Source organism: Streptomyces gardneri (assembly GCF_006539185.1).
GTDB classification, from domain to species: Bacteria; Actinomycetota; Actinomycetes; order Streptomycetales; family Streptomycetaceae; genus Streptomyces; species Streptomyces gardneri.
The window spans coordinates 1-25,881 of record NZ_BJMN01000038.1 but is presented as its reverse complement, the minus strand read 5'-3'; the positions used below and the strand labels follow the sequence as shown (position 1 = coordinate 25,881).

Below are 25,881 nucleotides of genomic sequence, written 5' to 3'. Positions count from 1 at the left end.
GGTCACTCAGGTCACTCGGGTCACTCAGGTCACTCGGGTCGCTCGGGTCGCTCGGGTCGCTCGGGTCGCTCGGGAAGGTCCAGCCGCCAGCGGACCTCCCCGTCCTGCTCCTCCCCTGTCGGGGCGAGTCCGGCCGCGCGGGCGACGGCGGCGGAGGCCGTGTGCTCGGGGTGGACGTGCGCGAGGACGGTCCGTACGCCCTGGTCGGCGAGCAGGCCGACGAGCCCGCCGGCGGCCTCGCGCGCGATCCCCCGCCCCTGCCAGTCCGTGCCGACGACCCACGCGATCTCGGCGACCCGCCCGCCGTCGGTGACCGTGGCCTGCACCGTCCCGGTGAGCCGGTCCTCGTCGCGCAGCCGCACGACCCAGTTGCACCAGACGACCGAGGGGTCCGGTGACCCGGTGGCCAACCGCTCGTAGCGGGCGTGCAGTTCGGGCGCGGTCAGCGGGGCGCCCCCGATGAAGGCGTGCAGGGCCGGATCGGCCAGGACGCCGGCCATCTCCTCGGCGTGCGCGACGTCGAGCGGTTCGAGGTCGAGCCGCTCGGTCCGTACGGTCGTCCCGCTCACAGCGCCCCCAGGAATCCGGGGTCGACCTCGTCGAACTGCACGCTCGTCTCCCTCTCCAGATCCAGCAGCTCGGCCATCTCCACGACCCGCCGGCTCGTGGCCCCCAGGTCCTGGTGCGCCTCGGCGGACCACAGCGGCGGGTAGAGGGTGAGCCCCCGGTCCGCGTCCAGGTCACGGACCTCGTCGCGCCAGCCGGGCCAGCGGAGGTTCTCGTAGAACTCCTCCGTGCCGCCGGCGAGCATCCACGAGAGCCAGGCCCCGTACCCGGAGCCCAGCGCCTCCCACCGGAGGGAGTCCGGCGCGAAGTAGATCACTTCCCCGGGCTGTCCCGGCAGACCGACCTGCTCGGCGGGCCCGCCCTGGACGACGAACGCCCCGCCCAGGATGTCGTGGGCGACGATGAGGCCGGACTGCGGCCGCCAGTCGGGGACGGTCACGGGCGGGTAGTTGTTGACCCGTGCGAGAGAGGGCAGCCGCCGGGAGTTGTCCGCGGCCGGACTGCCGTACACCCGCAGCCAGCCGTCGTCGACGAACGCCCCGCCGGTGCGCAGCAGGAACGCGCCCAGGAACGACCGCACGGTCACCTGCGTCTGCACCAGCGCGGCGGCCCCACGTCCCGGATCGGCGTCCAGCACGTCGACGGGCACGGCCGCGCCCCGCAACTCCTCGCCGAGCACCGGCCACGCCGGGTCCTCGACCTCGATCAACTCACTCAGTTCACGCACCGCAGCATGCTCGCACGCGCGACGCCGGGCGGCGTTGCGCGCGACTCGGCGCCGGAAGCGGCGGACCAGGAATCCCTGCCCCGGAACCGGGTCACCCATCGAACTGGTGAGCGGCTGTACCATCCGGCGGATGATCAGTCAGGGGTGGCGGGCAGCCGTGCTGACGCTGGGCCAGGAGCCGCGGCACCGGGTCGCCGCCGCGCTCCTGTGGGCGGCCGGGATCGCGGCGCCGCTCGTGCACCGGTTCTGGGGCCGCCACCATCCCGTCCGGGACGCCGCCTGAGGCACGCGGCACGCGCGCCCCGGCCGCCGAAGGGCCCGTTCACGTTTCCGGACACGCCCGATGTCGCCGCACGCGAGAAGGGCCGGGACCCCTTGGGGGTTCCGGCCCTTCTCGGTGCGCACGTCCGCCGTGTTACTTCGCGGGGACCTCTTCGAGGCACAGCACGAACTTGATGGTCTCCAGCTGCTGCGCGAGGGCCGACAGCTCCTCGCCGCACTTGGTCACGTCGAAGGTGTCGTCGACGACCTTGACGACCTTGAAGGTGTCCGCCTTGCCGGCCGCGCAGTCGACGGTGTCGACCTTCGGGTCGTTGTCCGGACCGGTCACCGTGACGCACTCGCCCGCCTCGGCGTGCACCGGGGCCTCGCCCGTGAGGTACGGGACGCCGAACTTCCAGGCGAGGACGGCGACGATCGCGACGAGGACGGCGCCGATCTTCTTGAGGATCTTCTTCCCCTTCGAAGGAGCCTGGGGGGCGCCGAAGTCGGCGGGCTGCTGCTCGGGGGTGAGGGGCGCGGACGGCGTCGTCATGAGGATTCCTTGCGGGACGTGGACATGATCAGACGCGAACCATACATTTGCCAAAACGCGCAAAAAGGATGCGGAAGATCCACTTCCCTATGAGATGCCGAGTCGTGATCCTGGCGCCCCGTCAGGGTCACGCCCGGATCACGTCAGGGGCGTGGGCCCAGCTGGCGATGGCGCTCCAACGCCCTTCGCAAGTCCACCGGAAGCGGGTGATACGGGCCGTACGCGCGCTCCGCGTCGAACAACAGCCGCTGGAGCTCCGCCTGTCCGACCGCGTGCTCCCCCGTCGCCAGGTGCAGCAGGCCCGTCCGGTGCCGGATGTCGAAGGCCCGGGCCGGGTCGGCGGCCTGTTCGTAGAAGGGCAGGACCGCGCGGAACTCCGTGAGCGCCGCGGCCGTCTCGCCCAGCTGCTCCAGGCACACCGCCGCGTCGTACCGGAACTGCAGCGTCTGCGGGTCCGCCGGGCCCGCCTCCGCCGCGCGGTCCTCCGCGAGGCGGCGCAACTCCGGCAGCGCGCGCCGGTACTGGCCGTCGTCCATCAGCGTCGACGCGTACTGCTTGCGCAGGATGCGGACGACCGGCGAACCCTCGCCGTGCTCGGCCGCGGCGGCGGGCAGGATGCCGCCGAGGATGTCCACGGCCCGGGTCAGCGAGCCCTCCGCGAGCAGCCGCTTGACCTCGTCGACGGCGGCGGCGACATCGGGCCTGGGAGGCCGGGGCGGCGGGGTCGTCGCGTACATCCGGGGGTCGGCGGGCGCCGGCGGCTGTACGGGCACGGGCGGAAGTACCGGTCCCGGCAGGGCGGTCCGCGGCGCGGGAGGCGCCTGCGCCGCGCTCCGGTCCGGCCAGGGGGCGTGCGGGCGCAGGAACGGACGGGTCGGGTCCATCGGTCCCGCCGGGGCACCGCGCGCGGGCAGCAGCGGGAGGAGGTGCTCGTACACCTCCTGCGCGCCCGACGGCCGGTCGCGCGGGTCCTTGGCGAGGAGGCGCAGCACGAGCGCTTCGAGCACCTCGGGGACCTCGGGGCGCAGCTGGCGGATCGGGCGCGGCGGCTCGTACAGATGCCGGTGCAGCACGCCGAGTGCGGTCGAACCGGAGAAGGGCACGTCCCCGCTGAGGAGTTCGTGGAGGAGGGCCCCGAGCGCGTACAGGTCGGTGTACGGGCCGACGGCGCCGCCCATGGCCTGCTCGGGCGCCATGTACGCCGGGCTGCCGATGGGGGAACCGGTGTGGGTGAGGCGGGTGGTGTCCGTGTCGAGGACGGAGGCGACGCCCAGGTCGAGGACGGTGACCGTGCCGTCCGGGCGGATCATCACGTTCCGCGGCTTGAGGTCGCGGTGGACGATCGGCACCGCGTGGACGGCGGCGAGGACCGCGCACAGCTGCGCGGCGACGCAGACGGCCCACTCCCAGGGGTACGGGTCGTTCTCGGCGAGGTGGTCGGCGAGGTCCGCGCCCTCCACGTACTGCATGACCAGGTACAGGTCCTCGCCGTCGCTGCCCGCGTCGTGGACGGTGACCAGGCCCGGGTGGTCGACCTGCGCCGTGACCCGGCACTCGCGCACGAAGCGGCGGCGCAGCTCGTCGGCGGCGGTCGCGGGCCCGGCGATGCCGGCGGGGTGCAGCAGCTTCACCGCGACCCGGCGGTCGAGCCGTCCGTCGTACGCCGTCCAGACCTGACCCATGCCGCCCTGCCCGATGACGGTGGCGAGCTCGTAACGCCCGCCGATGACACGTCCGTTCACCTGCGGCCTTCGCCTTCCCCGCCGTCCCTGCCGTCCCTGCCGTCCTTGCGCAGCAGATCGCTCAGCTCGTCGAGCTCGGCGCGGACCTGCTCGATGCGGGGTGCCGTGGGCGGCTGGACGGGCTGCGCGGGCTGAGGGGCGGCGCAGATGTACGGGGCCGGGGCCCCGCTCGGTGTCGTCGTGGCGGCGGAGCCGTTCGGCCCGTACACGTACCCGGGCGGCCCGTACGGGGGCGGCACCGGCATCGCACGGCGGCGGTCGTAGTACCGGATCTCCCCGACCAGGTAGTAGGCGACGGAGCCGGCGCCCAGGGCCAGGATCGCGCCGACCCCGATGACGGCCTCCAGGTCGGTGGTCTCCTTCTCGCCCGTGACGCCCATGTAGACGAAGAGCGCGGTGGCCGCGACGAAGGCCAGCCCGAAGAACACCCAGTCCCGCACCGCGCGCGTGAGGATCGCGAGGCGCAGCATCGGCGCCCAGGCCAGGAAGCCGCAACTGAGCAGCGGCAGGGCGACGAAGAGGACGCGCAGCGCGATCAGGCCACCGGAGGCGGGGCCGTTCTGGGGCTGCGGGGCCTGCGGGGGGCCGTACATCTCGGCTGCTGCTCCTGCTCGAACGGATCGGAACGGATCGGGACGAGCGTATACACCGTCGCCGACAACGGTTCCGGGTTGTACGGAACCGTTGTCGAACCGATCAGGCCGATCGGGCCCTCAGGGCGCCACCGTGCCGTCCGACAGGCCGTCGTACAGGCCCTGGACGAGCTGCTCGCCGAGCCGGGAGGCCTGCCGCAGGGTCTCCTCGAACTCCGCGAGGGCGCGGAACCGCTCGCCGAACCGGCGTTGCTCGGCCAGGGGCAGCCGCGGCAGCTGGAGGCGGCGCACGTCGAGCCGGGTCGCGGTGGAGGCGTAGCTGCTGGCCTGCCGGGTGTTGGCGGTGGCCCGGAGGAATCCGGCCAGGAACCACGGGTCGAGGGCGGCCGGGTCGGGGCGGAGGAGCTGGAGGTTGCGGCCGAGGGCGGCGCCCGCGGCCGGGGTGTCGACGACGCGGACGGCCGCGCCGCCGCCGAGGACCGGGACGACGACGTCACCGGCGGCGAGGAGGACCGGATCCTCGGGCGGGCCGTCGGGGAGCGTGCCGGAGGGCGGCTGGGCGGCGAGGACGTCGTGGTCGGTGAGGACCGCGACGGGGGCGCCGGCGGGGGCCGTGCCCGTGCCGCCCGCGTGCAGGGTCAGGGCTCCGGCGCGCGCGAGTTCGCCGACGGTGGTCGTGCCGGCCGTGGCGCCCGCCGGGCCTCCCCCGGCCGTGGCGGGCTCGGTCACGGGCGCGGGCGTCAGCTCGCGGGTCCGGTGCAGGGTCTCGGCGAGCCGCTCGCGGACCAGGGCCAGTTGGGTCGCTCCCTCGGCGGCGGCCCGGGGCGGGAGGTGGCGGGCGGGGGCGAGGTCGACGTCGTCGTCGAGGAGCTCGATGACGGGGACGGCGCGGCTCTCCCCGGGGGTCGCGGCGAGGGTCCCGTCCCGGTCGAAGGCCGTCCAGGCGTCCAGTACGGCGGTGTGGACGGCCGGCCAGTCGAGGCGGTCCCTGCTGTCCCTGCCGTCCCGGCCGCCCTGTCCGTCCCGGCCGCCCTGGCCCGTGTGCTCGGACGCGGTGTCGACGAGGAGGAGTTCGCCGGCGGGGCGCTCGCCGGGGACGGGCCTGCGCAGGACCCAGAGGTGGAGCGGGATGCCGTACGGGGGCGCGGCGCCGGCCGGGAGGGCGACGACCGCGCGGAGGGCGCCCCGGCGGAGCAGGTCGGCGCGGATCCGGCGGCCGGAGCGGCGCGAGGCGGCGGCGGGCGGCATGAGGAGGACGGCGGTGCCGCCGGGGCGGAGGCGGGCCAGGGCGTGCTGCACCCAGGCGAGCTCGGACTCCGTGCGGGCCGGGAAGCCGTACTCCCAGCGGGGGTCGTAGGCCAGTTCGTCGTGGCCCCAGTTGCGCTCGTTGAACGGCGGGTGGCAGAGGACGGCGTCGGCGGCGAGCACCGGGAACGCGTCGGCGCGGAGGCTGTCGCCGGAGCGGACGCGGATGTCGGCGGCGGTCTCGGCGGAGAGGGCCAGGCGGAGGGCGGTGAGCGCGGCGAGGTCGTGGTCGGCGTCCTGGCCGCAGACCGCGCCGGGCCGCTCGACCGCGCTGAGGAGGCCGCCGGTGCCGCAGGCGGGGTCGAGGACGGTGAGCGGGGCACGGGTGTCGTCGGCGGCCGGTGACGCCGTGCCGCCGGTGGCGAGGGCGGCCATCAGGGAGGCGGGGCCGGGCGGGGTCAGCGTGTACTGCCGGGGATTGGCGTCGAGGTGACGGCCGAGCAGGAACTCGAAGGCCGGGCGGACCCCGTCCATCTCGGCCGCGAGCTCGGCGGCCCCGCGGAGGAGGGAGACGGAGGGGGCGAGCGCGGCGACGGTGGGGGTGAGGACGGGCCGCTCGGGGCCGAGGCGCTCCGTGAGCGTCTCCTCCAGGGCGACGGGGAGCACGCCCGCGAGCCGCTCGTCCGGCAGCGCGGCGAGCGCCGGCCAGGCCGCCGACCTGTCCCGTACGAGAAGGAGGGCGCAGCCCGCGTGGACGAGGGCGGTGACGGCGCCGGCGGGGTGGCCCGCGATCTGCTGCCAGACGCGCTCGCGCAGGGGGACCTCGGCCAGCTTGCCCTGCTCGCGGAGCCACCGCTCGACGTCGGCGAGGGCGAAGGAGGGGCTGGCCTCCGTGCCGCCCACGGGCTTGGGGAAGTCGGCGTGGCGGCGGCGCCAGTTGCTGACGGCGGCCCGGCCGACGCCGGCGAGCCGGGCGATCCCGGCGGCGGTCACCTCTGCCGAGCCGATGTCGCCCGTGTCTCCGGTCTCTCCTACGTCTCCTGCGTCTCCCGCGCGCTCCTCTGGCACCTGACTCATCTCCCCTGACTCGCCTCGCCCACGTCCTGGTGTGACATCGATCTTACCGAGGAACACGCGCGGCACCACTTCACAGCGTGAGCGGACTCGTTTTCCGTGAACCGTGTTGACTCGGTTCACAAGCTCTGCTGTGATTGACCCATCGCTTCAGACAGCTTCTCTGTCCGGGAGGACACACCCATGTCGTACGACACTCAGGTCCCGGCCGCCGCCCCGCGGCAGGTCATGCGCAACGGCCTCGGCACCGCGGCCCTGATCCTCGGCATCATCGGCACGGTCTCCGGCCTCATCCCGCTGCTCTTCTGGCTGGCCGGCACGCTCGGTGTCATCGCCCTGGTCCTGGGCCTCGTCGGCAAGGGCCGGGTGAAGCGCGGCGAGGCGAGCAACAAGGGCGTGACGATCACCGGCGCGATCCTCGGCCTCGTGTCGCTGATCCTCGCCACGGTCGGCCTGATCATCACGGTCACGGCGGTCAGCGACGCGGTCGAGGAGATCGACAAGACCATCAAGGACTCGGCGCCGAAGGACCCGACGAAGGCCGGGGCCCCCTCGGGTGACGCCGGGACCTCGGACAAGGGGACGGCGGACAAGGGGAAGGGCCTGGCGGCCGGCGACACCTCGGTCTACGACGACGACCTGAAGGTCACGGTCTCGGCCCCGAAGCCGTACACCGCCGGCGAGTACGCGGTCGGCCACACCAAGGGCAACAAGGCCTACCAGGTCACCGTCGTCGTCGAGAACGGCGGCAAGAAGAAGTTCGACGCCGTCGGTGTCCTGATGAGCGCGCGGGCCGGCGCCGAGGGCGTCGAGGCCGAGCAGATCTTCGACGAGAAGGTCGGCGCGGGCTTCCAGGGCAGCGTCCTGCCCGGCAAGAAGGCCACGGTCACCGTCGCCTTCGACGCCCCGAAGGACGCCAAGAGCCTCACCGTCGAGGTGAACCCCGGCTTCGACTACAACGCCTCGCAGTGGGAGCTGAAGGTCGGCTGACCACGCGGCACACGCCACGCACCACCACGCACCATCAGGACCGGGGGCCCCACGGGGCCCCTTCCTCCGTTCCTCCCCCTCGGAGAGACTGCCCCCCATGCGCGCCTTACTCCGCCGCCCCGTCGCCGCCGTCTTCCTCTGCACGGCCCTCACCCTCTCCGCCACCGCCTGCGGCCGGTTCGTGGGGGACCTGACCAGACCCGAGATTCTCGGCAAGGCGATCAGGGCGACGGAGTCGGCGGATTTCGTGACCGTGTACTCCGACGGGCTCTCGTTGGCGGTGCCGATGAAGAACCGCACCTCCCGCGACAACCGGGGGAACTGCACCACGACGCTGTCCCACGGCGCGTCGGACACGGTCGACGTCATCAAGCTCGACGGGGACGTGTACGTCCGCCGTGACGAGGCGCGCCTGCGCAGGGAGGAGAGCCACCGGACTCCGGAGGAACTGGAGGCCCTGATCGGCAGGCTCAAGGGCCGCTGGACGAAGTATCCCGCCGGCGGCCCCGACGCCCCGGAGGGGCTGGGGACCTGCGGCCGGAAGATAGGTTTCCACTGGGTGGAGAACGGCTGGGACGACGACTCCATGGAGCCCACGGCGACCACGGTCGACGGCCGGAAGGCGTTGAAGCTGGCGAAGCCGGTCGGCGGCGACGGCGAGACGACCACCCTCTACATGGCCGCGGAAGGCCCCCCGTACTTCCTGAAGATCGTCATGACGGGCGGCGAGACGCCGGGGACCACCACCTACGACTACGACAGGCCGGTCGAGGTGAAGGCCCCGCCGGCCGAGGACGTCGTCGTGGTGGACTGATCCGTTCTCAGATGCGGTGGCGGACCCACACGTTGGGCTCGACGTAGACCGCGTAGCCGCGCGAGACCTCGCAGTGGACCGGGACGAGGGCCTTGTCGACCTCGACCGGGCCGTCCGTGTCGAACGGCAGCCCCGTCCACTTGCGCCACTGCTCGACGGAGCCGCTGACCGTCATCGACGCCGGGGCCACCGCCTCGACGACACCGCCCGCGCGGACGTGGACGCGCAGCCACGGGTCGACCGGCAGGCCGTCGGACTCGCGGGTGCGGAAGGCGTACTCGTGGATGGAGGACTCGGCCTCCAGGTGCTTGCCGTTGGGCCGGACCGGGGCGACGAGCTCCGAGAAGCCGAGCCGCTTCGTGTTGTCCCGCATCGCGGCGAGCATGTGGTGCGAGACGCCGTTGCCCAGCGCGCTCGTGTCGACCGTGATCTCGATCGCGCTGACGGTGTCCGGCTCGCGGCCGGCACGCAGGTCCGAGAAGGCCCAGAGCAGCACCTCGTCCCAGCCCCGGGGCGGCAGCTCGCGGCGGCCGTCGACGTCCATCCGGAAGGGGACGCTGAAGCCGCGCGCGACGAGCTTGCCGTCGGTGTCGGTGGCGACGAGGACGTACTCCGGCAGCTCGCGCACGATCCGGCCGATGTTCGCCCAGCCCACCGGGTCGTACATCATGAACTCGGGCCAGAGGTCGAGCATGCTCCACATCGGCCCTTCCAGCTCGGGGCGTGCGGCGAGGGTCGATATGTTCAGGTCCATGCGAGCAGGATAAAGATCGTTTCCGAGGGGACGAAACGATTTTCCCGACCGGCGGGCCGCCTACGGGAGCTTCTGCTGCGGGCAGCCGCCGAGGACCTTCTTCATCGCGTCCCGCTCGGCGCCGGTCACCCACACCTCGTACTTCTTCTTCACGGCGACCTGCCGCGCCACATACGCGCAGCGGTACGCCCTGTTCGGCGGGAGCCAGGTCGCGGCGTCGCCGTCGGACTTGCGCCGGTTCGCCGAGGAGTCGACGGCGAGGAGGTTGAGGGGGTCGTTGGCGAAGCGGCGGCGGGTGTCCGCGTCCCACTTCCGGGCGCCCTTCTGCCAGGCGTCGGAGAGCGCCACGACGTGGTCGATGTCGACCTTGCTGCGGCCCCGGACGTACTCGACGGTGGTGCCGGTGTACGGGTCGTCGGTGAGGGTCCCGGAGGCGACCTTGCAGCGGCCGTCCGTGAGGCGGACGCCGGTCAGGTCGCGCCGGAGCACGTCGTCGCGGGTGCCGCAGCCGTTGCCGTCGACGTCCGCCCAGGCCCGGCCGAACTTCTCCCGCTCGTAACCGGTCTTCGGGGCCCGGCCCTTGACGGTGAGGGTGTCCACGGCGGCGAGCGCCGACCCCCGCGCGGCGGGCCTGCCGCCCGGGCCCCCGTCGGACCCGGGGGTGTCGGAGCCGGGCGAGCAGGCGGCGGTCACCAGGGCGGCGACGGCAAGCGCCGCTCCGGCCAGCGGCCTTCGATATATGTGGAACGTCCGTTGTGTGAACACCCCCGCATCCTAGGTTCCGACCGGGAGATAGCGTTCCCCCCTTCCGACGCGACTCCATGGGGGGAATACGCATGCGAAGGTTCGGACTGCTCCGAGCCCTTTCGGCCTCACTGGCCCTGCTCTGTGCGGGACTGGTGCTGACGGCGCCTCGGGCGCAGGCGGACACGGTGAGCGTGTCGACCGCGCCGCCGGTCAGGACGTACACGTACAACATGTGCGGCAGCGGCGGGACCGTCGAGTGCGATGTCAGCGCCAAGGGCAACGAGGAGCGCTACAGGACGATCGTCAACGAGACGGCGGCCGGGGTCTGGAACGCCGACTACATCTTCCTCGTCGAGGTCTGCAGGTACCAGTTCGACGAACTGGCCACCCGCCTCGGCACCCGGGGTTACACCGGCAGGTACGCCGAGACCGTCCCCGCCGGCGGGATCGGACCGTACTGCGCGGACACGGGCGGGAGGCAGACCGTCCCGAGCTACGGGATGGCCCTGTTCGTGCGGGGGGTCGTGGTCGATCAGCTCGACCTCGTCCTGGACACGAAGGCCGCGATCCTGCAGACCGTCCCGGGAACACCGAGGCAGCGGGTCAACGCGGAGGACATCACCTCCCCCTGCCTCAAGGCCTGGGTGCAGTCCAGGCTGACCTGGTCCTGCTCGGTCCACCTCTGGTGGGGGACGCCGACCGTCCCCGCCTACCCCGACCCCGCGACGGCCGACGCCGTGGAGGACTACGACGACTCCGTGAACCGGAACGAGGTGATGGTCAGGGAAGCCGACATCCTGGCGGGCAAGGCCAAAGAGTGGGAGGACGCGGGCATCCCCGTCGTCCTCGGCGGTGACTTCAACTCCTCGCCCTGGGGAGACGTGCTCGACCGGTTCTACGAGTCCGGCGCGGGCCAGGGAGCGTACGGGAGGTTCGCCGAGGCCGACGAGACCGACTCCGAGCGCTTCCAGGCGCCGTTCACCGCCTGCACCGGCGTCCCCGCCCCTTCGCGCTGCCGCAGCGGCGCCCCGACCAAGTCCGGGGTGCAGAAGCTCGACTACACCTTCTTCGGCTCCCGGTACTTCCGCGGCGAGGTGGGCGACGTGCCCGCCGGGCCGGTGGCCCCGACCGCCGGCAAGGTGATCTCCGACCACCTGCCGATCCGCGGCGCGGCCTACTGGGAGGACTGCGGGCCCTACGGCGCCACCCCGGGAGCCGTCTTCCGGCGGGACGCGGTCGGCGGGCTCTACCGCTACGAGGGCCGCGCCAACGGTGAGAGCGCCGCCCTGGCCAAGCCGTGCAAGGTCGGCACCGGCTGGCTGGGGATGAAGCAGGTCGCCCGCCAGGGGACGACCCTCGCGGCCGTCGACACCGCCGGCAACCTGTGGCACTACCCCGCCGGCACCAGCGACGGCTCGTACTCCGGGGGGACCGGCCGCCACCTGGCAGGCACCGGCTTCCAGAACGACAACCTCCTGGTCGCCCCCGGCGACTTCGACGGCGACGGCCGGGCCGACCTGATCACCCGCGACACCTCCGGCAATCTCTGGCTCCACAAGGGCACCGGTGAGAACTCCTACGCCGCGCGCGTGGAGATCGGCGACGGTACCGACTGGAACACGTACAAGTCGCTGGTCTCCCCCGGCGACTTCGCCCCGGACGTGAACGAAGGGGCGGGCAGGGCCGACCTCGTCGGCAGCGATGCCGCGGGCGGTCTCTGGCTCCACAGGCGCACGAGCGGCGGAGACCTCGCGGCACGTCAGGCCGTCGGCACCGGCTGGCAGGCCTACAACGCCGTCGTCGCCCCCGGCGACCTGAACGGCGACGGGAACCCGGACCTGATCAGCCGTGATCCCGGCGGAGGCCTCTACTTCTTCAAGGGCGACGGCGCCGGCGGCCATGCCGCTCGCGTGAAGATCGGATCGAGCTTCCCCGCGGGAGAACTGCTCTTCTGACACGGAAGCGAGGGGCCCTCCCCGGCGGCCCGGGGCATCGCGCGAGCGACGCCCCGGGCCCCTTCGTTCCCCCACCTCACGGAAGGCACCGCCCCGCCGCCGTCACACCTTGCCGATGCCGAGGGTGTTCTCGCCGGGGAGCAGGCCGGAGCCGATCGCGGACAGCCAGGGGCCACCGAGCAGTTCGGCGAGACGGGCGGTGCCGTCCGGGCCGAGGGCGTCCCAGGGCGCGGCGGCGAGTTCGTCCGTGCGCGACTCGACCTGGGCGCGCAGCGCGCGGCCCTCCTCGATGACGGCCCCGTCCGCGCCCAGGACCCCTCGGGCCACGAGCCGGGCGCGGGCGGCGGACCACTCCGCGGCGGACCAGCCGCGGCTCTCGAAGACGGCCTCGGGGGCGGCGCCGACCGCCGCGAAGGAGACGAGCGCCTCGACCGGGTCGAGGCCGGCGACGAGGAGCGCGGCGAGGTGCCCGTCGCCGCGGTGCTCGCGGAGGATCGTCGCGGCCTGCCAGAGGACGAGGTGCGGGGCCTCGGGCCAGGGCAGGGCGGCGTTGGCGGCGGCGAGGGGGCGCCCCTGCGTCCCGGCGGCCTCGGCGGCGCGGCGGGCGAGGGCGGCGGCCTCGGCGAGCTCGGGGCTCTTGACCGTGTCCTCGCCGAGGACGGCCCGGTAGGTGCGGTCGACGGCGCGGAGGCGGGCGGCGAGGACGTCGGCGGGGGTCGCGGCCGCGCTCTCCCCGGCGTCCGGCACGTACCGGGCGACCATCCCGGGGCTGAAGCTGTAGAAGGCCGAGGTGACCTCGACCGGGCCGGCGGCGCTCAGGGGGGCGGAGCGCCAGGCGAAGTAGGAGGGCCAGCGCTCGGCGGTGTCGTAGCCGAGGGCGGCCGCCTCGTCGAAGGCTTCGGGGGCGTAGTAGAGCAGGGCGTGCAGGGGTTCGAGCAGGTGCCACATCTGACGTACGCGTCCGGATTCCACGGCGGCGTCCTTCCTCGTGATCGATCGACTCGCCCATCAACTTGACACTGACAAGATTGCCTCCCGGCCGCAAACTTGTCAATGCCTAGATACCGGCTAGGCTGCTGCCATGACAAGCCGGAAGACCTACCACCACGGCGACCTGCGGCAGTCCGTCCTCGCCGCCGCCCTCGACGTGATCGCCGCCGAGGGCCCCGGGGCTCTGAGCCTGCGCGACCTCGCCCGCCGCGCCGGCGTCTCCCACGCCGCCCCCGCCCACCACTTCAAGGACCGCACCGGGCTCCTCACCGCGATCGCCGCCGAGGGGTACGACCTCCTGGCCGCGGCCCTCGCCGGGACGCCCGAGCTGCGCGAACGCGGCGTGCGCTACGTACGGTTCGCGACGGACCACCCCGCCCACTTCCAGGTGATGTTCCAGCCGGACCTGCTCCGCGCCGACGACCCCGAGCTCCTCGCCGCCAAGGAACGGGCCTCCGCCGAACTCCGCGCGGGCGTGGCCGGCCTGCCGGACGTCCCCGACGCCCGCACGGCGGGCATCGCCGCCTGGTCACTCGCCCACGGCTTCGCGACGCTGTTCCTCACCGGGAACGTCGACGCGGCGCTGGGCGGCCGGGAGCCCGAGGAGTACTTCCGCTCCCTCACGGGCCTGCTCTTCACGGGCCAACTCCCGGCGGAGGAACAGTAATCGTCATCGACCGGGGAATAGCCCGCGCCTGCCCGTAATTGACGCAAGCATGCACACGACGAACACCCTGCGCCGCGCCGCCATAGCCGTCCTCACCGCCGCCACCCTCGGATTAGCCCCCACCGCACTCGCCGACACCGGCCACCAGGGCTCCTCCTGGCGCGCCGCCTGGGCCGCGTCCCCGCAGGCGCCGACCGCGCCCTTCACCCCCAACTGGTCGCAGCAGGGCTTCGAGAACCAGACGGTCCGCCAGGTCGTCCGGGTCACCACCGGAGGCACCCGGGCCCGGATCGAGCTGACGAACCGTTACGGCTCCACTCCGCTGCGGATCACGGGCGCGACCGTGGCCCGTACCGCCGAGGGCGGCGCGGTGCGCCCCGGCTCCGTGCGCCAACTCCGCTTCGACGGCCGAGCGTCCGTGACGATCCCGGCCGGCGGCACCCTCCGCAGCGACGCCGCCAACCTCCCCGTCGAGGCCTTCGGCTCGCTCACCGTCACCCTCTACCTCGCGGAGAAGACCGGCCCCGCCACCTTCCACCACTTCTCCTCGGCCACCAGCTACCGCGCCGACGGCGACCACCGCGGCGACCTCACCGGCACGGCCTTCCGGGAGACCAGCGCGTCCTGGTACTTCCTCTCCGGCGTCGAGGTCACCGGCGGCCGGGACTCCGCACGCCGGAACGGCGTCGTGACCTTCGGCGACTCCATCACCGACGGCGTCGGCTCCACGGTCGACGCCAACGGCCGCTACCCCGACGAGCTGGCGGAACGCCTCGCCGAGGCCGGGCGTCCGCGGGCCGTCGTCAACCACGGGATCGCCGGCAACCAGGTCGTCAACGACACCACCTGGGCGGGCGAGAAGGCCCTCACCCGCTTCCGTCAGGACGTGCTGGCGGAGCCCGGCGTGCGGACCGTGATCGTCCTCGAAGGCATCAACGACATCGGCGGCAGCACGGCGACGTTCCCCGCCCCGCCCACCCCCGACGTCTCCGCGGCACGGCTCATCGCGGGCCACCGCACCCTGATCCGCGAGGCGCACGCGAAGGGTCTCAAGATCGTCGGCGCGACCCTCACCCCGATCAAGGGCTCCTTCTACGACAGCCCGGCGAACGAGGCGAAGCGGGAGGCCGTCAACGACTGGATCCGCACGTCCGGCGCGTACGACGCGGTCGTCGACTTCGACCGCGCGGTCGCGGACCCGGCGGACCCGGACCGCATCCTCCCGGCGTACGACTCCGGCGACGGCCTCCACCCGAACGACGCGGGCTACGAGGCGATGGCTGGCGCGGTGGACCTGAACGAGCTGTAGCCACCCGGTGCGGCACCCCGCGTTCTACGGCGCGGGGTTCCGCACCAGCCATTCCTGGAACTCCCGGTGCCGAAACTGGTAGGCGACCCCTGAGGTCCGCATGAGCCCGGCGGAGACGGACCAGTCGAGGAAGCGGGCGAGGCGGAGGGGGACTCTGCGGACGTTCAGGAATAGGTAGAGCAAGTACGCAAGGCAGGGCGCTTCCATCAGCGCTCCAACACTCAAAAGCATGCCCAGGCAGGTAAGCATCAGCGGATCCTGTGACTTGGCGTAACCCACCAGCGTCAGAGCAGCGCCGCCGGCAAAGTAGGCGCCCAGCCACAGAAAGGCCCTCAGTCCACCCACAGGGCCCGCTGTCGTCCGGTCGAGTTCGGCCACCGCAGCGATGGGGAAAGCCAGCACGATCAATATCGCCCCGGCGCACAGAGCCAGCATGAGGCCAAGCGCGTTCGGGCTGCGGGCCAGGATTGCCCCCAGCAGGAACACGAGCAGGACGAGCAGGTACGCCCCGGACCACGACCTCGGCATCTTCCGCACATAACGCCGCATCCCGATGCTCCACAGCGCGCTACCAAGCCGCGGAACGCCCGGAGGCCGAAAGTATGTCGCGGGCAGGCTTCCGACCGTCAACCCCATGACAATCGCGATCAGCAGACCCAGACAGGTCACCAGCCTCGCGGGACCCACCAGTTCATTCCACCGCAGTAGCACCAAGACGTGTAGCAGCGCAGCTCCGGTCAAGGCTCCCACCACCACTGCCCCAACACCCCACCGTGGTACCAACCGCCCAAGATCGAGAGGCACTAGGTCTGTCTCTGCACCGTGCCCCGAGCCAAGACCGAGTGCCAGGGATCTAAGCGTGCGGTGCACTCGTTCAGGGGCATAGTGGCTCACACCCTTTGGCACGTTGACCGTTGACGCCCAGATGAAGCGGGCCAGCAGCCTGTCCGCCACCTCCCCCTCCGAGGTCGCCGCAAGCAGCTCCGCCGGGTCGCCGTCCCGCTCGTACGCCACCGCCGCCAGTGTCAGGCGCCACGGCGTGGACAGGGCCCCGGCCAGCACCCCGGAGGGCCTGTCGCGGAGGTCGTCGAGCAGCGGCTGCCAGCGGTCCGGGCGGCGGGCCCCGCGCAGGGCGAGGAAGTCGCGGGCCCGCTCCGGGGTCACGGGAGCGATCTCCAGGCGGGCCGCGTCCAGGATGTGGCTGCCCGCCGCCTCCAGGGCGTCGTACTCCGACGAACGACACGTGAGGACGAGGGGCGCCGGGTCGGTGCCGTCCTGAAAGTCGCCCAGCGCGGTCAGCGCGCGGGCCGCCCGGGAGCCGTCGGGGGCGGTCCCCGTCGCGTCCATCTCGTCGAGTCCGTCGAGGACCGGGAGGACCATGCGGGCGGCGACGACCCGGCGGGCGGAGGCGGGCGGCAGGCCGTAGTCACGCTGGAGGTGACGGGTCAGCCAGTCACGGAAGGGTTCACCCGCGTCCCAGTCGGCCAGGGCGACCAGCACCGGCACCGGCTCGCTCTCGGCCCGCACCCGGTTGAGCTCCATCACGAACTTCCGGGCCAGGACGGTCTTCCCGGCACCCGGCGCGCCGGTGATCACCATCCGCCGGGGCCGCAGTCCGCGGTAGTCCTCGACGACCTGCTCCAGTCGCCCCGCGGGCGAGGCCGGAAGCGCCGCCGCCCGGGCACCGGCGTACGGCCGGAAGGCGAAGGTGACGTCGATGGCCTTGAGGTCACCGCCCAGGGAGCTGGTCCACTGGGGCTCGCCGATCGCCTTCACCTCCCGGGCCAGCCGGGCGACCGCCTCCGCTTCCGCCTCCTCAGGCCGCCGCCACAACGTCGCGAGGACGGCCACCCCACCGAGCACCGCGCAGACCATCGCGATCAGGTCCGTCCGCTCCGACAGCTCCATCGGACCGGCCGCGTCCTCGCCGTCCAGGGCCCACAGGACGCCCGCCACCGCCAGGGCGAGCAGGCCCGCCCACCGCAGCCACCCCGGCACCATCCAGCTCCCCCGTCCCCCGTCCGGCATGGGGACATCCTGCCGGACGGGGGACGGTCAAAGCGTCACGAGCCGAGGATCGTCGTGAGGAACTCCCCAGTCCAAGCCAGCAGTTCGCGCCCCACCACCGGCTTCCCCCCGATCTTCCCGCTCGTCGGCCGCGGCACCAGGATCTGGTGGACCGCCGGCTTGATGACCGTCCGCGGGTACAGCCGCTTCAGCCGCAGTTCCTGCGACTCCCTCAACTCCACCGGCGCGAAGCGGATGTTCGGGCCCTGGAGGACGATCTCGCCGACCCCGCACGCCCGCGCCAGCATCCGCAGGCCCGCCACCAGGAGCAGGTTCTCCACCGGCTCCGGCAGCTTGCCGTAGCGGTCGGTGAGTTCCTCGCGTACGGCCCTGATGTCCTCCTCCGAGTTCGCGGAGGCGATCGAGCGGTAGGCCTGGAGGCGGAGCCGCTCGCCCGGCGCGTAGTCGTGCGGCATGTGGGCGTCGACCGGGAGCTCGATCTTGACCTCCAGCGGCACCTCCTCCTCCGCGCCGCCCTCCATCTGCGCCCGGTAGTCCGCGACCGCCTCGCCGACCATGCGGACGTACAGGTCGAAGCCGACGCCCGCGATGTGGCCGGACTGTTCGCCGCCGAGGAGGTTGCCCGCGCCGCGGATCTCCAGGTCCTTCATGGCCACGTACATGCCGGCGCCCATCTCGGTGTGCTGGGCGATCGTCGCGAGCCGCTCGTGCGCGGTCTCCGTCAGGGGCTTCTCCGGCGGGTACAGGAAGTAGGCGTAGCCGCGCTCGCGGCCACGGCCGACGCGGCCGCGCAGCTGGTGGAGCTGCGAGAGGCCGAAGTTGTCGCCGCGCTCCACGATGAGGGTGTTGGCGTTGGAGATGTCGATGCCGGACTCGACGATCGTCGTCGAGACGAGCACGTCGAACTTCTTCTCCCAGAAGTCGACGACCACCTGCTCCAGGGCCGATTCCGACATCTGGCCGTGGGCCGTGGCGATCCGCGCCTCCGGCACGATCTCGCGCAGCCGCGCCGCCGCCCGGTCGATCGAGTCGACGCGGTTGTGGATGTAGAAGACCTGTCCCTCGCGCAGGAGTTCACGGCGGATGGCCGCGCCGATCTGCTTCTCCTCGTACGGGCCGACGAAGGTGAGGACCGGGTGGCGCTCCTCGGGCGGGGTGGTGATCGTCGACATCTCGCGGATGCCGGTGACCGCCATCTCCAGGGTGCGCGGGATCGGGGTGGCGGACATCGTCAGCACGTCGACGTTGGCGCGGAGCTTCTTCAGCTGCTCCTTGTGCTCGACGCCGAAGCGCTGCTCCTCGTCGACGATGACCAGGCCGAGGTCCTTGAACTTCGTCTCCGACGAGAAGAGGCGGTGGGTGCCGATGACGACGTCGACCGAGCCCTCGTGGAGCCCTTCCAGGGTGGCCTTCGACTCGGTGTCGGTCTGGAAGCGGGAGAGCGCCCGGACCTTCACCGGGAACTGCGAGTACCGCTCGCTGAACGTGCCGAAGTGCTGCTGCACGAGCAGCGTCGTCGGGACGAGGACGGCGACCTGCTTGCCGTCCTGGACGGCCTTGAAGGCGGCGCGCACCGCGATCTCCGTCTTGCCGTAGCCGACGTCGCCGCAGATCAGACGGTCCATGGGGACGGTCTTCTCCATGTCCTCCTTGACCTCGGCGATCGTGGAGAGCTGGTCGGGGGTCTCCGCGTACGGGAAGGCGTCCTCCAGCTCGCGCTGCCACGGGGTGTCCTGGCCGAAGGCGTGGCCGGGGGCCGCCATCCGGGCCGAGTACAGCTTGATCAGGTCGGCGGCGATCTCCTTGACGGCCTTCTTCGCGCGCGCCTTCGTCTTCGTCCAGTCCGCGCCGCCGAGCCGGTGCAGGGTGGGCGCCTCGCCGCCGACGTACTTGGTGACCTGCTCCAGCTGGTCGGTGGGGATGTACAGCCGGTCGCCGGGCTGGCCGCGCTTGGCGGGGGCGTACTCGACGAGGAGGTACTCGCGGGTCGCGCCCTGGACGGTCCGCTGGACCATCTCCACGTACCGGCCGACGCCGTGCTGCTCGTGGACGATGTAGTCGCCGACCTCCAGGGTCAGCGGGTCGATGGTCTTGCGGCGCTTGGCCGGCATCCGCTGGCCGTCCTTGCCGGCCGCCTTCTGGCCGGACAGGTCGGTCTCGGTGAGGACGGCGAGCTTGAGCGCGGTGTCGACGAAGCCGTAGTCGATGGAGCCGGTCGCCACGTGCACGACGGACGGGGAGATCTCCGCCAGGTCCGCGTCGAGGCGGGCGGCGATGCCCTCGCCGCCGAGGACCTCGACCGTACGGGTCGCGGGGCCGTGGGCCTCCGTCACGTACACCGTGCGCCAGCCGTCGGCCAGCCAGCCCTTGGTGTCGGCGAGCGCGCGGGCGGTGTCGCCGCGGTACGACTCGGGGGCGCGCATGCCGAGGGTGAGGGTGTCCCCCGTCAGGACCTCGTCCGCCGCGAACGGCGATACCGACCACCAGGCGATGTCCAGCTCGCGCGCCCGGTCGCGGACGTCCGCGATCCCCCACAGGGAGGCCGCGCCGACGTCGATCGGGGCCTCGCCGCCGCCGGCGGTCGCCGCCCAGGAGGCCTGGAGGAACTCCTGCGAGGTCGCCACCAGGTCCGACGCCCGGGTCCGGACCCGCTCCGGGTCGCAGACGACGGCCATGGCGCCCTTCGGCAGTACGTCGAGCAGCAGCTCCATGTCGTCGACGAGGACGGGGGCCAGGGACTCCATGCCCTCGACGGCGATGCCCTCGGCGATCTTGTCGAGGAGTTCGCCCAGCTCGGGGTGGGCCTCGGCCAGCGCACGGGCGCGTGAGCGCACCTCGTCCGTCAGGAGCAGCTCGCGGCAGGGCGGCGCCCACAGTCCGTGCTCGGCGACTTCGAGGGAGCGCTGGTCCGCGACCTTGAAGTAGCGGATCTCCTCGACGTCGTCGCCCCAGAACTCGATGCGGAGCGGGTGCTCCTCGGTGGGCGGGAAGACGTCCAGGATGCCGCCGCGCACGGCGAACTCGCCGCGCTTCTCGACGAGCTCGACCCGGGAGTACGCGGCGGCCGCCAGGCCCTCGACGATCTCGTTCAGGTCCGCCGTCTGGCCACTGCGCAGCGCCACCGGCTCCAGGTCGCCGAGGCCCTTGACCTGCGGCTGGAGCACGGAGCGGATGGGTGCGACGACGACGCTGACGGGGCCGGCGGCCGGGTCGTCCTCGCGGGGGTGCGCGAGGCGGCGCAGCACGGCGAGGCGGCGGCCGACGGTGTCGGAGCGGGGCGAGAGCCGCTCGTGCGGCAGGGTCTCCCAGGAGGGGTACTCGGCGACCGTGTCCGGGTCGAGGAGCGAGCGCAGCGCCGCCGCCAGGTCCTCGGCCTCCCGGCCGGTCGCGGTGACGGCGAGGACGGGGCGCCCCGAGTCCCGGGCGAGCGCGGCGACGGCGAACGGCCGCGCGGCGGCGGGCCCGACCAGGTCCACGTGCGGGCGGTTCCCGTCGGCGGCGGCCTTCACCGCTTCGGCGAGGGCCGCGTCCTTGACGACTACGTCGAGCAGGCCGTGCAGGCTCATGGAGCTTTCCATCCCGGGTTCGGAGTACGGGGCGCGGTGGCGCGGGGCGGGCAACGCGAACAGCCCGACACGTCGTACGGGCCGGGGTGTCCAGCGTACGACGGGGTAACGACAGTCGCTTCCGAAACACCGGGCGGCGACGCGGTGCGGCCCCGGCGGACACCCCTTTCGGGGGTCCGCCGGGGCCGCACTCCCCCGTTGCCGTCCCGCGACCGCTACTCGCTGGCGATCGCGTTCAGGACGTTCATCCGGCCCGCCCGGAAGGCCGGGACGAGGGCCGCGAAGAGGCCCACGAAGGCCGAGCCGACGAAGACGGTGAGGATCGTCGGCCAGGGGATCTCCAGGACGCCGAGGCCCTCCAGGGCCAGCAGCTTCTGGGCGGCCGTGCCCCAGCCCATGCCCAGGCCGAGGCCGAGAAGGGCGCCGAAGAGGGCGATGACCACGGACTCCAGGCGGATCATGCGGCGCAGCTGGCGGCGGGAGAGGCCGATGGCTCGCATGAGGCCGATCTCGCGGGTCCGCTCGACCACCGAGAGGGCCAGGGTGTTCACGACTCCGAGGATCGCGACGACGATCGCCAGGGCGAGGAGCCCGTACACGATGTTGAGGAGCTGGCCGACCTGGTCCTTGAGGGCCTCCTTGTAGTCGGCCTGGTTGCTGGCCTTGTACTGGGGGTAGGGCGCGAGGGCCTTCTTGATCGCCTCGTAGGCCTGGGTCTCCTGGCCTTCCTTCGCGCCGGCGAGAAGGATCAGGCTGTTCGGCGTCCGGTCGGCGGGGACGTACCGGGTGAGGGTGGGGATGCCGGTGTACATCACGCCCGAGTCGATGCCGCCGGCGTCCTCGGTGATCGCCACGACCTTGAGCTTCGCCGTCTCGCCGCCCTTGAAGGCGATGGTCAGCGCGTCGCCGACCTTCACTCCGTGCTCGGTGGCGTACTCGCTGCCGACGGACATCGCGTCCGTGCCGTAGGCGTCGGCGAGCGTGCCGGAGGTCGTCTCCCGGCGCACGTCCTTCATGTACGACGGGTCGGTGGCGGCCAGGTCGGCCGTGTCCGTCCGGCCGCGCGGGTCGGTGACCTTGGCGTCGACCCACTTGTACTCGCTGACGTGGTCGAGGCCGGGGACCTTCTCCAGGGCGGCCTGCGCCTGCGGCACGATCGGCTGGCCGGTGCCGGACTGGACGATGAAGTCGGCGCCGACGGAGCGGTCGAGCTCTTCGGTGGCCGAGGCGACCATCGAGGAGCCGACGACCGACAGGCAGGCGACGAGGGCGAGGCCGATCATCAGGGCGGCGCCGGTGGCGCCGGTGCGGCGGGGGTTGCGCAGGGCGTTGCGCTCGGCCATGCGGCCGACCGGGCCGAAGACCCGCAGGACGACGACGCCGAGGGCGCGGACCACGCCGCCCGCGAGGAGCGGGCCGATGACGATGAAGCCGAGGAGGGAGAGGACGACGCCGAGGCCGAGCCAGAGCGAGCCGGGACCGGCCTCGTCGGCGCGGGTCGCGACCCACAGGGCGGCGGCGCCGGCGGCGGTGAGGGCGAGGCCGAGGCCGGCCCGGACGCGTCCGGCCTTGCCGTCGGCGGGGGTGCCGGCGTCGCGGAGGGCGGCCATCGGGGAGACCTTGCCGGCCCGGCGGGCCGGGATGTAGGCGGCGAGGACGGTGACGACGATGCCGAGGGCGAGGCCGACGGCGGGGGTCGTCCAGGCGACGGTGAGGTCGCGGGTGGAGAGCTCCATGCCCATCGAGGACATGAGCTTCATGAGGCCGACGGCGAGGCCGACGCCCGCCGCGACACCGGCGACCGAGCCGACGATGCCGAGGAGCAGCGCCTCGACGAGGACGGAGCGGTTGACCTGCTTGCGGCTGGAGCCGATGGCCCGCATGAGGCCGATCTCGCGGGTGCGCTGGGCGACCAGCATGGAGAAGGTGTTGACGATGAGGAAGATGCCGACGAGGAAGGCGATCCCGGCGAAGCCGAGCATCGCGTACTTCATGACGTCGAGGAATCCGGCGACGTCCTCGCGGCCCGCGTCGGCGGCCTCGGCGGCCGTCTGGAGCTTGTAGCCGTCGCCGATGGCTGCGGCGATGTCCGCCTTGAGGGCGTCGTCGCTGACGCCGGGCTTCGCGTCGACCTGGACCTGCGTGAACAGGCCTTCCTTGCCGAGGAGTTCGCGCTGCGCGGTGGCGGTGTCGAAGTAGACGAGGGTGGCGCCGGGGTTGGTGACCTTGAAGTCGACGATGCCGGAGATCTTCGCGGTGAAGTCGCCGTCGACGGCGATGGTCCGCAGCTCGTCGCCGATCTTCAGGCCGTGCTTCTCGGCGGTGGCGCCGTCGACGACCACGTCGGTGGGGCCGCGCGGCTCGTGGCCGTCGACGAGCTCCACCGAACGGAGCTCGTTGGAACTCCAGTTGAGGGCGATGGTCGGGGCGCCGCTGGTGGGCCCGACGTTCTTGTTCTCGGCGTTGACGACGGTGACGCTGGTGGAGGCGATCGCGCCGTGCGCGGCCTGGACACCCTCCGTCTTCCCGACCTGCTCGACGAGCGAGGCGGGGAGGGACTCGGGACGGCCGGTCTGCGGGGACTCGTCGTCCGCCGCCGCGCCCTTCGGGCTGACGCTGACGTCGGAGGCGGTCGACGCGAAGAGCTTGTCGAAGGTCGTGTTCATGGTGTCGGTGAACACGAGGGTGCCGGAGACGAAGGCGACGGAGAGGAGGACGGCGACGGCGGAGAGCGCCATGCGTCCCTTGTGCGCGAGGAAGTTGCGCAGCGAGGTCTTGAGGACGGTCATGACGTCCGCCCGCGCGCGTCGAAGTCCTTCATGCGGTCGAGGACGGCGTCGGCGGTGGGCCGCTCCATCACGTCCACGATGCGTCCGTCGGCGAGGTAGAGCACCCGGTCGGCATAGGAGGCGGCGACCGGGTCGTGGGTGACCATGACGATCGTCTGCCCCAGCTCGTCGACGGACTGCCGCAGGAAGCCGAGGACCTCCGCGCCGGCCCGGGAGTCGAGGTTTCCGGTCGGCTCGTCGCCGAAGATGATCTCGGGCCGGGCGGCGAGCGCGCGGGCCACGGCGACGCGCTGCTGCTGACCGCCGGAGAGCTGGTTCGGCCGGTGCTTGAGGCGGTCGGAGAGCCCGACGGTGTCGACGACCCGGCGCAGCCACTCGGCGTCCGGCTTGCGCCCCGCGATGTCCATCGGGAGCGTGATGTTCTCGATGGCGTTCAGGGTCGGCAGCAGGTTGAACGCCTGGAAGATGAAGCCGATCCGGTCGCGGCGCAGCTGCGTGAGCTTCTTGTCCTTGAGCCCGGTGATCTCTGTGTCGTCGAGGAAGATCTCGCCGCTGGTGACGGTGTCGAGCCCGGCGAGGCAGTGCATCAGGGTCGACTTGCCGGAGCCGGAGGGGCCCATGATCGCGGTGAAGCGGCCGCGGGCGATGTCCACGTCGACGGAGTCCAGCGCGACGACCCGGGTCTCCCCGGTGCCGTACGCCTTGACGACCTGACGCGCCCGCGCGGCGACGGCCGTGCTCTCTCCCGTACCCCCGTGCCTGGGGATGGTCACAGCCGAAGTCACGGTCTTCTCCTAGGGAGTGTGTGCGGGTGGGTCGGTCTGGCTTTGTAAGTTCAAGTTAAGAAGCGGGAGCCGTGCTTCTCGTCCTCCGCCGGGACGAACGACCCCTGGCCCGTATGGGGGAGATCCCCCTAGGGGATGTCCGCCTGAGGCACACCCCCGTCCTGCCACCGACCCCGCTGACCGCGCCGGACACGGCTGAGGGCCTCCACCCGAAGGTGGAGGCCCTCACCTGTGACTCAGAAGGCGCCGTTCAGGTCCCACCAGTCGCCGCCGCCCAGCCAGTCGCCCGCTCCGAGGCGGCCCGTGCCGGTGCCCTCGTACACGTACAGCATCCGGGATTCGACCTGCGTCGCGATGAGGTCCGCCTTGCCGTCGCCCGACCAGTCGCCGTTGCCGATGAGCATCGTCATGCCGTTCCAGCCGCCGCTGCCGACGAGGACGCGCGAGCCGAGCGCGCCGGGCTTGCCCGGGTAGAGCCAGAGCTTGCCCGTCGACGCCTCGCGGGCGTAGAGGTCGGCCCGGCCGTCGCCGTTCATGTCGCCGACGCCGGTCAGGGCGTTCATCCCGTTCCAGCCGCCGTTGCCGAGCAGCTTGCGCGCGCCCAGGGTGCCGGTGGAGGTGCCCGGGTACAGCCACAGCTTGCCGGTGGCCCGCTCGACCGCGAGCAGGTCGGAGCGTGCGTCGCCGGTCAGGTCACCGAAGGCGGCGATCCGGCTCATCGCGTTCCAGCCGCCCGCGCCGATCAGCTTGCGCGCGCCGAGAGCGCCGGTGCCGGTACCGGGGTAGAGCCACAGCTTGCCGGTGGCCTTCTCGCGGACGATCACGTCCTCGCGGCCGTCACGGCTGAAGTCGCCGTGCCGGACCATGGCGTCGAAGACGTTCCAGCCGCCGGAGCCGACCAGCTTGCCGTTGCCGTCACCCGGCAGGAACCAGAGCCGTCCGACCAGGTCGCGGACGAGGACGTCCGACCGCCGGTCGCCGTTCATGTCACCGAATCCGGCGGCGGTGGGCGAGGTCTCCGAGATCCAGTGCGGGTACGCGGGCCCCGAGCACTCCCGGATCGTGGGGACGATCTTCACCGAGCTGACGGAACGGCTGGCGATGCTGGTGGTGAGGCCGTCGTTCTCGTACCGCCCCGCGCCGTCCTCGAAGTTGGGCTCGTCGAAGGTGCAGGCGAACCCCGGCGTGCGGTTGATGATCAAGCGGAACTTGTTGTCCCACGTGCCCAGCGTCGCCTTGCTCGTCTGCGTCTTGAACATCGGACCGGTGGAGCTGGTGTCCCCCCAGGCGCAGAAGTAGCCCGTGGGGCAGTCGCTCACCGCGGCCTGGGCGGGCGCGGCTCCGGCGCCGAGCAGGCCGAGCGAGGTGAGTCCCAGCGCGACGGCCGTGGAGGCCAGTCGCCGGAACAGGGGTGTGCGCATCAATTCCCTCCCGAAACGCGGCGCGTACGCATTTTCGAAGCGCGCCGCCGGCAGGAACGTACCCGTCTCCGCCTCACCGCTGCCACGTGGTTCCCGAGCGGAGTTCGACCCGCGCCCGGCACGCTGCGCCCTGGTGCCTGTCCGGCGGATCATGTGATCGTCGCAGCTTTGGATCGCCGGCAACTCCCGGGCCGTGGCCACGAGGTTCGACAAGCGGGCCTACGTCTTCCACGGAACAACCACCGTCGCGGCGACCCGCTCATGGCTCCGACCATGACCCCTCAGGCAGACCCAGGGCAGGCCC

General features: G+C 72.5%; 20 protein-coding genes and 1 pseudogene. 7 read left to right on the top strand and 14 right to left on the bottom strand.

From position 1 onward, the window contains the following. Positions 1–29: 29 nt before the first annotated feature. Positions 30–569, bottom strand: coding sequence for a GNAT family N-acetyltransferase (locus SGA01_RS27530; RefSeq protein WP_141299429.1), 540 nt, complete (start codon positions 567–569; stop codon positions 30–32). Further along, complete coding sequence (locus tag SGA01_RS27525) at positions 566–1,294, bottom strand: DUF2625 domain-containing protein (protein ID WP_141299427.1); 729 nt, start codon at positions 1,292–1,294, stop codon at positions 566–568. Before SGA01_RS27525 ends, SGA01_RS27530 begins: the two co-directional genes overlap by 4 nt. Before the next feature lie 130 nt (positions 1,295–1,424). Between SGA01_RS27525 and SGA01_RS41200 the strand changes: the two genes are divergently transcribed. Then, complete coding sequence (locus SGA01_RS41200; RefSeq protein ID WP_167534195.1) at positions 1,425–1,577, top strand: hypothetical protein; 153 nt, start codon at positions 1,425–1,427, stop codon at positions 1,575–1,577. A gap of 132 nt (positions 1,578–1,709) precedes the next feature. On the opposite strand, the gene SGA01_RS27520 is transcribed toward SGA01_RS41200, so the two are convergent. From SGA01_RS27520 to SGA01_RS27505, 4 genes are all read right to left on the bottom strand, one after another. Next, complete coding sequence (locus tag SGA01_RS27520; RefSeq protein ID WP_141299425.1) at positions 1,710–2,108, bottom strand: LppU/SCO3897 family protein; 399 nt, start codon at positions 2,106–2,108, stop codon at positions 1,710–1,712. Positions 2,109–2,251: 143 nt separating this feature from the next. Next, on the bottom strand, positions 2,252–3,850 hold the full coding sequence (locus tag SGA01_RS27515) for a serine/threonine-protein kinase (protein WP_141299423.1): 1,599 nt from the start codon (positions 3,848–3,850) through the stop codon (positions 2,252–2,254). Next, positions 3,847–4,443 carry a hypothetical protein gene (locus SGA01_RS27510; protein ID WP_141299421.1) on the bottom strand — a complete coding sequence of 199 codons (597 nt, stop codon included), beginning with the start codon at positions 4,441–4,443 and terminating at the stop codon, positions 3,847–3,849. Before SGA01_RS27510 ends, SGA01_RS27515 begins: the two co-directional genes overlap by 4 nt. A 120-nt stretch (positions 4,444–4,563) precedes the next feature. After that, the gene (locus tag SGA01_RS27505; protein WP_141299550.1) at positions 4,564–6,681 is read right to left on the bottom strand and encodes an N-6 DNA methylase; all 2,118 of its coding nucleotides are present in this window, start codon (positions 6,679–6,681) and stop codon (positions 4,564–4,566) included. Positions 6,682–6,945: 264 nt separating this feature from the next. Between SGA01_RS27505 and SGA01_RS27500 the strand changes: the two genes are divergently transcribed. Both SGA01_RS27500 and SGA01_RS27495 read left to right on the top strand, forming a co-directional pair. Next, the gene (locus SGA01_RS27500) at positions 6,946–7,752 is read left to right on the top strand and encodes a DUF4190 domain-containing protein (protein ID WP_141299419.1); all 807 of its coding nucleotides are present in this window, start codon (positions 6,946–6,948) and stop codon (positions 7,750–7,752) included. Positions 7,753–7,849: 97 nt separating this feature from the next. Continuing rightward, positions 7,850–8,566: a hypothetical protein gene (locus SGA01_RS27495; RefSeq protein WP_141299417.1), complete on the top strand. Its 717-nt coding sequence runs from the start codon at positions 7,850–7,852 to the stop codon at positions 8,564–8,566. 7 nt (positions 8,567–8,573) lie between these two features. On the opposite strand, the gene SGA01_RS27490 is transcribed toward SGA01_RS27495, so the two are convergent. Then, positions 8,574–9,320, bottom strand: a complete 747-nt coding sequence (locus tag SGA01_RS27490) for an N-acetyltransferase (RefSeq protein ID WP_141299416.1) — start codon at positions 9,318–9,320, stop codon at positions 8,574–8,576. Between the two features lie 60 nt (positions 9,321–9,380). Continuing rightward, on the bottom strand, positions 9,381–10,085 hold the full coding sequence (locus SGA01_RS27485) for an HNH endonuclease family protein (RefSeq protein WP_174867517.1): 705 nt from the start codon (positions 10,083–10,085) through the stop codon (positions 9,381–9,383). Between the two features lie 71 nt (positions 10,086–10,156). Between SGA01_RS27485 and SGA01_RS27480 the strand changes: the two genes are divergently transcribed. Next, positions 10,157–12,022, top strand: coding sequence for an FG-GAP repeat domain-containing protein (locus tag SGA01_RS27480; RefSeq protein ID WP_141299414.1), 1,866 nt, complete (start codon positions 10,157–10,159; stop codon positions 12,020–12,022). A 102-nt stretch (positions 12,023–12,124) separates the two neighbouring features. Here SGA01_RS27480 and SGA01_RS27475 read toward each other — a convergent pair whose 3' ends face one another. Further along, positions 12,125–12,970 carry an SCO6745 family protein gene (locus SGA01_RS27475; RefSeq protein ID WP_141299545.1) on the bottom strand — a complete coding sequence of 282 codons (846 nt, stop codon included), beginning with the start codon at positions 12,968–12,970 and terminating at the stop codon, positions 12,125–12,127. A gap of 133 nt (positions 12,971–13,103) precedes the next feature. On the opposite strand from SGA01_RS27475, the gene SGA01_RS27470 reads away from it, so the two are divergent. Together SGA01_RS27470 and SGA01_RS27465 are read left to right on the top strand one after the other, a co-directional pair. Further along, positions 13,104–13,679, top strand: coding sequence for a TetR/AcrR family transcriptional regulator (locus SGA01_RS27470; protein ID WP_141299412.1), 576 nt, complete (start codon positions 13,104–13,106; stop codon positions 13,677–13,679). A 49-nt stretch (positions 13,680–13,728) separates the two neighbouring features. Further along, positions 13,729–14,988 carry an SGNH/GDSL hydrolase family protein gene (locus SGA01_RS27465; protein ID WP_141299410.1) on the top strand — a complete coding sequence of 420 codons (1,260 nt, stop codon included), beginning with the start codon at positions 13,729–13,731 and terminating at the stop codon, positions 14,986–14,988. A 24-nt stretch (positions 14,989–15,012) separates the two neighbouring features. Here SGA01_RS27465 and SGA01_RS27460 read toward each other — a convergent pair whose 3' ends face one another. From SGA01_RS27460 to SGA01_RS27440, 5 genes are all read right to left on the bottom strand, one after another. Then, positions 15,013–16,989: an NACHT domain-containing protein gene (locus SGA01_RS27460; protein WP_167534194.1), complete on the bottom strand. Its 1,977-nt coding sequence runs from the start codon at positions 16,987–16,989 to the stop codon at positions 15,013–15,015. Positions 16,990–17,051: 62 nt separating this feature from the next. Next, positions 17,052–20,582 carry a transcription-repair coupling factor gene (mfd, locus tag SGA01_RS27455; protein ID WP_141299406.1) on the bottom strand — a complete coding sequence of 1,177 codons (3,531 nt, stop codon included), beginning with the start codon at positions 20,580–20,582 and terminating at the stop codon, positions 17,052–17,054. Positions 20,583–20,797: 215 nt separating this feature from the next. Then, on the bottom strand, positions 20,798–23,371 hold the full coding sequence (locus tag SGA01_RS27450) for an ABC transporter permease (RefSeq protein WP_141299404.1): 2,574 nt from the start codon (positions 23,369–23,371) through the stop codon (positions 20,798–20,800). Continuing rightward, entirely contained in the window at positions 23,368–24,156 is a 789-nt protein-coding gene (locus SGA01_RS27445; RefSeq protein ID WP_141299402.1) for an ABC transporter ATP-binding protein, read from the bottom strand. The genes SGA01_RS27450 and SGA01_RS27445 overlap by 4 nt, the downstream gene beginning before the upstream one ends. 236 nt (positions 24,157–24,392) lie before the next feature. Next, positions 24,393–25,577 (bottom strand): FG-GAP-like repeat-containing protein, encoded by a 1,185-nt coding sequence (locus tag SGA01_RS27440; RefSeq protein WP_141299400.1) that lies wholly within the window; start codon positions 25,575–25,577, stop codon positions 24,393–24,395. A 181-nt stretch (positions 25,578–25,758) separates the two neighbouring features. Here SGA01_RS27440 and SGA01_RS42230 point away from each other — a divergent pair. After that, positions 25,759–25,854, top strand: a pseudogene (locus SGA01_RS42230) (IS5/IS1182 family transposase); the annotation flags it as partial. Between the last annotated feature and the right edge of the window lie 27 nt (positions 25,855–25,881).